At 53.3% G+C, this 9,911-nt stretch carries 10 protein-coding genes; 7 read left to right on the top strand and 3 right to left on the bottom strand.

Annotated features, from left to right (window positions below; all coding sequences use genetic code 11):
• Positions 1 to 82: 82 nt before the first annotated feature.
• Positions 83 to 2,104, top strand: coding sequence for a transketolase (tkt, locus tag MHH82_RS26320; RefSeq protein WP_090909014.1), 2,022 nt, complete (start codon positions 83 to 85; stop codon positions 2,102 to 2,104).
• A 101-nt stretch (positions 2,105 to 2,205) separates the two neighbouring features.
• Complete coding sequence (gene ppnP / locus MHH82_RS26315) at positions 2,206 to 2,523, top strand: pyrimidine/purine nucleoside phosphorylase (protein ID WP_015737208.1); 318 nt, start codon at positions 2,206 to 2,208, stop codon at positions 2,521 to 2,523.
• Positions 2,524 to 2,653: 130 nt separating this feature from the next.
• Here ppnP and MHH82_RS26310 read toward each other — a convergent pair whose 3' ends face one another.
• Positions 2,654 to 3,580 (bottom strand): copper amine oxidase N-terminal domain-containing protein, encoded by a 927-nt coding sequence (locus tag MHH82_RS26310; protein ID WP_340968577.1) that lies wholly within the window; start codon positions 3,578 to 3,580, stop codon positions 2,654 to 2,656.
• Positions 3,581 to 3,743: 163 nt separating this feature from the next.
• On the bottom strand, positions 3,744 to 4,640 hold the full coding sequence (locus MHH82_RS26305) for an NAD(P)-dependent oxidoreductase (RefSeq protein WP_015737205.1): 897 nt from the start codon (positions 4,638 to 4,640) through the stop codon (positions 3,744 to 3,746).
• Positions 4,641 to 4,837: 197 nt separating this feature from the next.
• On the opposite strand from MHH82_RS26305, the gene MHH82_RS26300 reads away from it, so the two are divergent.
• The 3 genes from MHH82_RS26300 (at position 4,838) to MHH82_RS26290 (ending at position 7,532) form a co-directional block, all read left to right on the top strand.
• On the top strand, positions 4,838 to 6,193 hold the full coding sequence (locus MHH82_RS26300) for a glucose-6-phosphate isomerase (protein ID WP_340968575.1): 1,356 nt from the start codon (positions 4,838 to 4,840) through the stop codon (positions 6,191 to 6,193).
• A 106-nt stretch (positions 6,194 to 6,299) separates the two neighbouring features.
• Complete coding sequence (locus MHH82_RS26295) at positions 6,300 to 6,932, top strand: YigZ family protein (protein WP_009589243.1); 633 nt, start codon at positions 6,300 to 6,302, stop codon at positions 6,930 to 6,932.
• A gap of 6 nt (positions 6,933 to 6,938) precedes the next feature.
• The gene (locus MHH82_RS26290) at positions 6,939 to 7,532 is read left to right on the top strand and encodes a TetR/AcrR family transcriptional regulator (protein ID WP_015737204.1); all 594 of its coding nucleotides are present in this window, start codon (positions 6,939 to 6,941) and stop codon (positions 7,530 to 7,532) included.
• Between the two features lie 178 nt (positions 7,533 to 7,710).
• Here the strand turns inward: MHH82_RS26290 and MHH82_RS26285 are convergent, their stop codons facing one another.
• Positions 7,711 to 8,112: a secondary thiamine-phosphate synthase enzyme YjbQ gene (locus tag MHH82_RS26285; RefSeq protein WP_015737203.1), complete on the bottom strand. Its 402-nt coding sequence runs from the start codon at positions 8,110 to 8,112 to the stop codon at positions 7,711 to 7,713.
• A gap of 189 nt (positions 8,113 to 8,301) precedes the next feature.
• Between MHH82_RS26285 and cysT the strand changes: the two genes are divergently transcribed.
• Both cysT and MHH82_RS26275 read left to right on the top strand, forming a co-directional pair.
• Positions 8,302 to 9,117 (top strand): sulfate ABC transporter permease subunit CysT, encoded by an 816-nt coding sequence (gene cysT, locus MHH82_RS26280; RefSeq protein WP_036662786.1) that lies wholly within the window; start codon positions 8,302 to 8,304, stop codon positions 9,115 to 9,117.
• On the top strand, positions 9,114 to 9,911 hold the full coding sequence (locus MHH82_RS26275; RefSeq protein ID WP_009589250.1) for a sulfate ABC transporter permease subunit: 798 nt from the start codon (positions 9,114 to 9,116) through the stop codon (positions 9,909 to 9,911). The genes cysT and MHH82_RS26275 overlap by 4 nt, the downstream gene beginning before the upstream one ends.

Here is a 9,911-nt window from a genome sequence, read left to right as displayed (position 1 = left end):
ACCAAGCGAATCGGGGCTGGAGGGACGTAAGAAGCCTTCATTTTCGAAGCTTACTATGGAAAAGATTTGAGGAGGACGAATCATGACAACTGAACATAACCAAACGATCGACAACCTGTCCATCGCAACGATCCGGACATTGGCGATCGACGCGATCGAAAAAGCCAACTCCGGTCATCCGGGCATGCCGATGGGATCCGCGCCTATGGGCTACCAGCTGTTCGCGAAGACGATGAATCATAACCCGGACCAGCCGGCGTGGATTAACCGCGACCGTTTCGTCTTGTCTGCAGGACATGGCTCCATGCTGCTCTACAGTCTGCTCCACCTGAGCGGCTATGACTTGTCTATTGAGGACCTGAAACAGTTCCGCCAATGGGGAAGCAAAACCCCGGGGCACCCGGAATTCGGCCACACGGCCGGCGTTGATGCAACGACAGGTCCGCTCGGACAAGGCGTGGCCATGGCTGTAGGTATGGCAATGGCCGAGGCTCACTTGGGCGCGACTTACAATAAAGACGGCTTCAACGTGGTGGATCACTATACGTACGCGATTTGCGGCGACGGCGACATGATGGAGGGCGTGGCTTCCGAGGCGGCTTCCCTGGCAGGTCACCTGAAGCTTGGCAAATTGATCATGTTGTACGATTCCAACGATATCTCCCTTGACGGCGAGCTGAACCTGGCCTTCTCCGAGAACGTGGCGAAGCGTTTTGAAGCATATGGCTGGCAAGTGCTGCGCGTAGAAGACGGCAACGATCTGCCTGCGATCGAGAAAGCGATCGAGGAAGCGAAAGGCGATTCGAACCGCCCGACGCTGATCGAAGTGAAAACGGTCATCGGTTACGGCAGCCCGAACAAACAAGGTAAAGGCGGCCATGGCGGTACGCACGGTTCTCCGCTCGGAGCCGACGAAGCGAAGCTGACCAAGGAATTCTATAAATGGGTATATGAAGAGGACTTCTATGTGCCGGAGGAAGTGCGCGAGCATTTCGGCAAAGTGAAAGAACGCGGCATTGCTGCATATCAAGCGTGGGTGGATCAGTTCGCGAAATACAAAGAGGCTTACCCAGAGCTGGCTGCGCAATTCGAGCGCGGCGAATCCGGCGAATTGGCTGAAGGATGGGACAAAGACCTTCCGAAATACAGCGCGGACGACAAAGCGGTTTCCACTCGCGTGGCTTCCGGTAAAGCGCTGAACGGTTTGACGGCAGGCGTACCGCAGCTGCTTGGCGGATCGGCTGACCTGGAAAGCTCCACCATGACTCACTTGAACGACCTGGCATCTTTCACCGCGGAGAGCTATGAAGGCCGCAACGTGTATTATGGCGTTCGCGAATTTGCGATGGCTGGCGCGATGAACGGTATCGCTCTCCATGGCGGATTGAAAATTTTCGGCGGTACGTTCTTCGTATTTACCGATTATCTGCGTCCGGCCATTCGTCTGGCTGCGATCATGAAGCTGCCGGTTACGTATGTGCTTACACATGACAGCATCGCTGTCGGCGAAGACGGCCCTACGCATGAGCCGATCGAGCAATTGGCTTCCCTGCGCATCATTCCAGGCGTGACCGTTATCCGTCCGGCAGATGCCAATGAGACTTCCGCTGCATGGGCTTATGCGGTTGAGAACACGGATCGTCCGGTAGCCTTGGTGCTGACTCGTCAAAATCTGCCGATCCTCGCAGGCACGGCGGACCATGCGCGTGAAGGCATCAAACGCGGAGCTTATGTTGTTTCCGACGCGAAAGATGGAAACGTGCAGGCTCAAATCATTGCAACGGGTTCCGAGGTTCAGCTTGCCGTTAAAGCACAAGCGGCATTGGCCGAAGAAGGCATTGCCGTACGCGTCATCAGCATGCCAAGCTGGGATCTGTTCGACAGCCAGGATCAGGCTTACAAAGATTCCGTGCTGCTTCCTGACGTTAAAGCCCGTCTTGCCATTGAAATGGCTCATCCGTTCGGATGGGAGCGTTACGTGGGCGACAAAGGCGACATTCTCGGCATCAACACGTTTGGCGCTTCCGCTCCTGGCGACCGCGTCATTGCCGAGTACGGATTTACCGTTGAGAACGTGGTTAGCCGCGTAAAAGGCTTGCTGTAACAACACCCTGATTTAACTCCATATTGATTTTCCGGCACCCGCATCATGCGGGTGCCGTCCATATATCAAGCCATACATATTTTGGAGGAGGAGAGTTGTCGATGTCTCAATTCAAGAATGCGACCGTCACGAAAGCTGCCAATGTGTACTATGAGGGGAAGGTAACCAGCCGCACGGTGCTGCTGGAGAATGGGGAGAAGGTCACGCTCGGCATCATGCTGCCGGGAAGCTATGAATTCGGCACGGACGGCCCTGAAATTATGGAAATCCTGTCCGGCGATTTGCGTGTTCTGCTGCCCGGGGAGCAAGAGTGGTTGGAGATTCAAGAGCCCGCGACCTTTAACGTGCCGGGCAATTCAAGCTTCAAGCTGGAAATCCGCACCGTGACGGATTATTGCTGCTCTTATCCGACGATGTAGCAGGACAAGCGGCGCCTAAAGCATTCATATCCGTGAATATGCCAAAAAGGCTCAAAGCCGATGGCTCTGAGCCTTTACTGTCAATGCCGGATGTCAACGCAGGCCGTAAACGGCGGTTGATATAATGGACTTATTCCTCGGGGATCGTCACGATCTCGCCTTTATATCCGGGAGCCCGGTTGTCAAGCTCTACGTATCCTTCGCCCCATTCTTGGCCGCGATCGAGCAGGCGGTAGCTGGTGACGCCGGAAGGGTAGCGGAATACGAATTTGGCAAGGGTCCAATTGCCGGTATCCGGCTGTTTGCCGATCTCCGCTTTCAACGCAGGCAGGAAGAACAGCTTTTGGTTTGCCGGTGCCTTGGCGGAATAATCCAGCTTGCCCTGCCATTTCAAATATTTGACGCCGCCTCGGATTTCGTAATAGCTGGCGATATCGTTATCTACCAGGAAAAAGCGTTGGGATTGGCCTTTGGGAAAATAATAGTCCACGCCCTGCATTTCCACGGGCAGCATGTCCAGCTCAGGTTTCTTCAATTCGGATGAATAAGGAAGCTTGGCTACAGCGTTCCTGGCGGTGGCCAGATCGGAGCTCTTTAAGTCTGCGATGATATCGGGATCTGCCTTATTGATAAAAGCTGTTTTTAAAGAGCCGTTCCAATAGACGCTGGCATCGAAGGCTTGGGCAACGGCCCTTAGGGGAATCAAGGTCTTGCCGTTATGCAGCAGCGGGGCTGCAGGGAGCGCCTTCTTAACGCCGTTCACTTCCATGCTGGTGCTTCCGGCCGCGAGAATCACCGTTCGGTTATCGCCTTGAATGGTCACCTGTTTCTTCTGGTTGTCGTACTTCATGACGTAGTTCCCCAGAGGCTTGAGATCGGTAAGGGTAACAAAGGTGGTGCCCTGCCTGATCAGCACGTCGCCGCTTGCGGTTACGTTGTTAATGGTAGCGGATGGTTTAACTGCTGCAGAAGCTGGCGAAACGGCTATTGCAGGGGCCAGAACAGCGGTTAGTACGACAGCGGCTGCCATTGCTCTTAATCGTTTGGTCCATTTCATGTTGTAATTCCTCCCTTTGCATAGTAGACGGAAGTGAAACGCAAAAAGTTTCTTGCCGAGAGGGAAATGATGGAATGGCCGAAAAAATAGCTCCTTCCTCCTAGTCCGGATGAACCGAAAACTAAAAAGAAGGAGCCGTTATAGATGCATGGCTTGTCTGGTATTATGGCTGCTGGCCGCCGATCTTCTGGCCGATCCAAGCCTCATAGCACTTCACGACGGCGGAGAGATCCTCGTCGCCATAGCCTTCGCTGGCACCGGCTTGAAACAGGCTCTTGGCCAGGTTCAGCATGGGCGACGGCATCCCGATGCCATCGGTGAGCGAAGAGGCCAGCTTCAGGTCTTTGAGCATGAGCGCCAGCGAGAACTGGTTGCTGAAATCGCCTTCGATGATCTTGCGTCCCTTCAGCTCCGCCGCTTTGCTGCCGGCCGATCCCAGCTGTACGAGCTCCAGGAAGTTGTCTGCCGGTATGCCTGATTTCGCGGCGATCGCGAAGCCTTCGGCCAGTGCCAGGTTGTTAATGCCCACAATCGTATTGTGCGCGAGCTTGGCCACGGCGCCGCTTCCGTTAGGCCCCATGTGAATGACCTTTTTGCCCAGGGTGTCAAAAACGTCGGCTTGCGCTTCGATGACGGCGGCATCACCGCCAACCATGAAGACCAAGGTGCCATCAATCGCTGCAGGCTTGCTGCCGGTTACCGGTGCATCCAGGAAGGAAGCGCCGAGGCCGGAAACGGCGGAGGCAATTTCCTTAACCAGGCTTTCGGAGATCGTGCTGCAGTCAATGACGGTCATCCCGCTCGTCAGGGAGCCAAGCAGGCCGTTCTCTCCGTAGAATACATCCCGGATGGATTGGTCGTTGCTTACCATCGTAATGACAAGATCTTGCCCTTCGGCCGCTTCCCGAGGCGTCTCCGCGATGGAGGCTCCCTGTTCGGCGAGCGGACGGCATTTCTCGTGTGTGCGGTTATATACCGTCACATCGTAATCCTGCTTCAGCAGATTGGAGGCCATGGGAGCGCCCATGGTGCCCAGTCCGATAAACCCGATTTTTTTCATAGTCTATATCACCTTCGATTATGGATTCCTGATCCACTCTATCTTAGCACGGGTTCCCGAAACGAAGCCAGTCTTTGCAGGGAATGGAAGCGGGAGGGAGTCCCGCGCATGAAGAATAGATGACAGTTGGCCCGTGAAACTTGCGGTCTTTATTAAATTAAAGTATCCTATTTCTAAATTCACAGGAGGTTTAAGGCATGTCTAAAAAAATCAAGTTTGATTACAGTAAAGCACTGACCTTTGTCAATCAGCACGAAGTTGATTATTTCGCTGAGCCGATCCGCACAGCTCATGAACAGTTACATAACGGTACGGGAGCCGGCTCCGATTATTTGGGCTGGATCGACCTGCCGACTCAGTACGATAAAGAGGAATTCTCCCGCATCCAGAAAGCGGCCGCCAAAATCCAAAGCGACTCGGACGTTCTGATCGTAATCGGAATCGGAGGCTCCTACCTGGGCGCGCGCGCAGCCATCGAAATGCTGTCGCATTCGTTCTATAACGAGCTGTCGAAGGACCAGCGCAAGACGCCGGAAATCTACTTTGCGGGCAACAACATCAGCTCCACGTATGTTTCGCATCTGCTTCAATTGATCGAAGGCAAAGACTTCTCCGTCAACGTTATCTCCAAATCCGGCACAACGACGGAGCCGGCTATCGCTTTCCGTATTTTCCGTGCGGAGCTGGAGAAGAAATACGGCAAGGAAGAAGCGCGCAAACGCATTTACGCGACGACGGATCAAGCGAAGGGCGCCCTCAAGAAGCTGGCAACCGAGGAAGGCTACGAGTCCTTTATCATTCCTGACGACGTGGGCGGACGTTATTCCGTGCTGACCGCAGTAGGTCTGCTTCCGATCGCGACGGCAGGCATCAACATCGAAGAGATGATGCAGGGCGCGGCTGACGCCTCCAAGGAGTACAGCAGCCCGAACGTTGCCGAGAACGAAGCTTACCAATACGCAGCGGTTCGTAACGCGCTTTACCGTAAAGGCAAAGGCATCGAGATCCTGGTGAACTACGAGCCTTCCCTGCATTTTGTATCGGAATGGTGGAAGCAGCTGTACGGCGAGAGCGAAGGGAAGGATTACAAGGGGATCTACCCGGCTTCCGTCGATTTCTCTACCGATCTGCACTCCATGGGTCAATTTATCCAGGAAGGCAGCCGCAACATCTTCGAAACGGTCATTCAGGTGGCGAACGTATCCGAGCATATTACGATCGAATCGGATCCGGACGATCTGGACGGATTGAACTTCCTGACCGGGAAAACATTGGATTTTGTCAACAAAAAGGCGTTCCAAGGCACGATGCTGGCCCATACAGACGGACAAGTTCCGAATTTGATTGTGACAATTCCAGATTTCACTCCCTATTCGTTCGGATATCTGGTATACTTTTTCGAAAAGGCCTGCGGTATCAGCGGCTATCTGTTGGGTGTCAACCCGTTTGACCAACCGGGCGTAGAGGCGTACAAGAAAAATATGTTCGCTCTGCTCGGCAAACCTGGGTACGAGAAAGAGAAGGCCGAATTGGAAGCTAGACTTTCCGAATAACCCGACACTTTCATTGGATTAGACGTAAGACGCTGAAGGAAGCAGTCCGCTGGCATATCATTGCCGTGGACTGCTTTCTTGGCAATATAGAGGTGGTTGTTGTTTCATGCTGGATCGTTACAAAACGGTGCGTCAGGCGGGCTCCAAGGAGATCGTCATCAAGAAATCGCGTTTCATCGGGCATGTGATGCCGGTAGAGACCGAAGAGGAAGCCGTCGCTTTTATTGAAGAGATCAAGAAAAAACATTGGAATGCTACGCACAATTGTTCCGCTTACATGATTGGCGAGCGGGATGAGATTCAGAAGCAATCGGATGACGGGGAACCGAGCGGAACGGCCGGCAAGCCGATTCTCGAGGTGATCCGCAATCAGGGGCGGAAGAATGTAGCTATCGTGGTCACGCGTTATTTTGGCGGCATTATGCTGGGTGCGGGCGGATTAATCCGGGCGTACACCGACGGAGCCGTGGCTGCGATCGAGTCAGGCGAACCGATTACAAGGGTTCTTCACCGGGAGATTTTCGTGGAGCTGGATTATACCTGGCTGGGTAAGGTGGAGAACGAGCTTCGTAACCGGAACGTACGCATGGGAGAGACAAACTTTGCCGACACGGTGACTTTGACCTGCTTGCCGCTCGATGGTGATGCGGAGAGCTTTATGACTTGGATGGTGGATTTGACACAGGGGCAGTCCTTGATCACGGAGGGAGAGCGGCTTTATTTTATTGAAGGGGAATAAAATAATATGGCAAGAAGAGCAGTCGAACGCGAGTTGTCGAGAGAGCGGATACTGGAAGCAGCCAGGCATTTGTTCATAACCAAAGGATACAGGGCCATTTCGATGCGAAGCATCGGGCAGCATTTGGGTTATAGCCACGGCTCCTTGTATTATCACTTTAAGGAAAAGGCGGAGTTATTCTACGCCATTGTCATGAAGGACTTTAATGATCTAAATGATTTGCTGTTGGAGGTCTCGGTAAAGCCTCCCTGTGACGGGGTATCGAAGCTGGAGCAGCTGATGCTGGAATTCGTTCGTTTCGGTCTGGATAATCCTTACCAGTACGAAATCATGTTCATGATTCGGGACGAAGAGCTGCTGTCCTACTGTCGCTCTGAGCAGGGACGCTGTTTTGAAATGTTTGCTATGCTGGTCCGTCAGTATTTGCTGGAGGAGAATTACAGCGAGGAAGAACGGCGAACCGTTCCGCTGACTTTGTTTTTGTCGCTGCATGGATTTATATCGTATTATATTCAGGACAGAATCGGTTTTGATGAGATTAAACCAGCCGCTCTTACCCATATCAAAGTGTTATGCCGGAGTCTGTACAGCAGGGTCTGATGTTTACATGCTGCCAAGACGTGCAGCTTGGCACTTCAATCCGTTACAACGGCCTAGCGTTGAAACGTCAATCACCTAATGAACCATAAAACAGACAGGTCCGCGCTCCCTTGCATGCACCTGTCTGCTTTTTGTGCTTTCATTTCATTCGCTTGACTGTCGGCATCCGTTGCCGGTTTTATCCTTCCATGATCTTCACATGATATTGGCGCTGCCTCGGTCCGTCGAATTCGCAGAAGTAAATCCCCTGCCAACGTCCAAGAAGCAGGTGCCCGTTCTGAATGATCACGGTCTGCGAAGGGCCGCAGGTGATCGATTTAAGATGGGAGGCCGTGTTGCCCTCCGCATGGCGATACTTGGGATGATTCCATGGATAGACCTCATCCAAAGACATCAGCACGTCCCGTTTCACATCGGGATCGGCGTTTTCGTTGATGGCGATTCCCGCCGTCGTATGCGGACAATAAATCAGGACCGTTCCTTGCTGGACTCCGCTTTGTTTCACGAAAGAGTGGATCTCCCTTGTAATATCCCTCATCTCATCGCGTCCTTGCGTAGCCAATTCACCGGTATACAGCATCTCAATAACCTCCTCAACTTTTTCCATTTCTTTTATTTTACCCGATAAAGTGCAAAAGATGGATTGACGATCGGATTCAGCTTTTGGTAAAGTATGTGTTAAGTAAAACCAAGTATACAAATAGGAAATATAAAGATGGTTTGTGGAGGAGTCGACCGGAATGCCATCCGGAGGCGGGAGGGATACGAGATGACAACATGGATTCGTCATAAAGGTTGGACTTGGGGTTTTCGAAGCACCGTACTGCTTTATTTTCTTGCCTTGATCGTACTGCCGATCTTTGGGGTGTATGTGCAATCATTCTCTGCGGGATGGGGCCATTTTGCGGAAAGCGTAATGGATCCGATCGCCTGGAAGGCCGTGCTGCTTACCATTAAACTGGGCCTAATCTCTACTTTCATCAACGTGCTTATCGGAACGATGATTGCTTGGGTGCTCATACGGTATCGATTTCCGGGAAGGACGCTGCTGAACAGTCTGGTGGATCTGCCTTTTGCGCTGCCGACGGCCGTTGGCGGCTTGATGATTTTGCTGCTGCTTGGGCCGGGGAGCTTGCTTGGAGGCCTGGCGGAGAAGCTCGGCTTTGAAATCGTGTTCCATCAGCCCGCGATCGTGGTCGCCATGCTGTTTGTCACGTTCCCGTTTGTAATCCGGGCGGTTCAGCCGCTGCTGGAAGAGCTGGATCCGCTGGAGGAAGAGGCCGCATATACGATGGGCGCTTCCAGAACGAGAACCTTTTTTAAAGTTATCCTGCCCTCGATGCTGCCGGGAATTATCAGCGGAGGAATGCTGGCCTTCTCGAGGGCATTGGCTGAATTCGGTGCCGTCGTCCTGGTTGCCGGCAACATTCCAGGCAGGACGCTGATCGCTTCGGTATTTATTTTTGGCGAGGTGGAGAGCGATAATCCGGCCGGAGCGGCTGCCGTATCGATTCTGCTTCTTACGCTCTCCTTCATGATCCTCTGGGTGATCAATGCCGTGCAGCAGAGGGGGAGACGAGCTTGAAACGATTATGGATCGGACTTACGTATGCCGTATTTATCATCCTGCTGATCATTCCCCTGTCCCGAATTGCGATCGGTGCGTTCGATAAGGGGCTGGACGGGTTTGCGGAGGGGCTGCTCAGGCCGGAAGCCCTGCATGCCCTGATGATGACGGGTCTGATTGTGGTATTCGTTACTTTTTTGAATGCGTTGTTTGGCATCATGATGGCGCTGTATCTGGTGCGGGCAAATTGGCTCAGCCGAAAGATCAAGGGCATTCTGAACAGCATTGTCGACCTGCCTTACGCTGTTTCGCCGGTCATCGGCGGTTTGATGATTGTGCTGCTGCTGGGACCCGACAGCATCATCGGCGGTTTTTTTGAAGGGATCGGGTTTAAGGTGGTGTATGCGTTCCCCGGCATGGTGATTGCGACGCTCTTCGTCACGTTCCCGCTGATGGTTCGCGAGGTCATGCCCGTCCTGCAGGAGATCGGAAACGATCAGGAGCAGGCGGCCGCGACGCTTGGGGCTTACGGGTGGACCACGTTCGTGAAAGTAACGTGGCCTTCCATCCGGTGGGCCGTCGTATACGGCCTGGTGCTCACGGTAGCCCGTTCATTGGGCGAGTTCGGCGCCGTACTGGTGGTGTCCGGCAACATCATGAACAAAACCCAGACGGCGACGACGCTTGTGTATCAGGACGTGGAGAATTTCAACGTGGCTGCGGCGAATGGAGTGGCGCTGGTACTGGCCGCCTTCTCCGTAGGTCTCTTGCTGCTGATGGAATGGGCCAAAAAAAGAAAGGATGTGCATTGA

The organism is Bacillus sp. FSL K6-6540 (assembly GCF_038007545.1).
The sequence above is the reverse complement of the archived record's forward strand: the minus strand, read 5'-3'. Positions and strand labels throughout refer to the sequence as shown.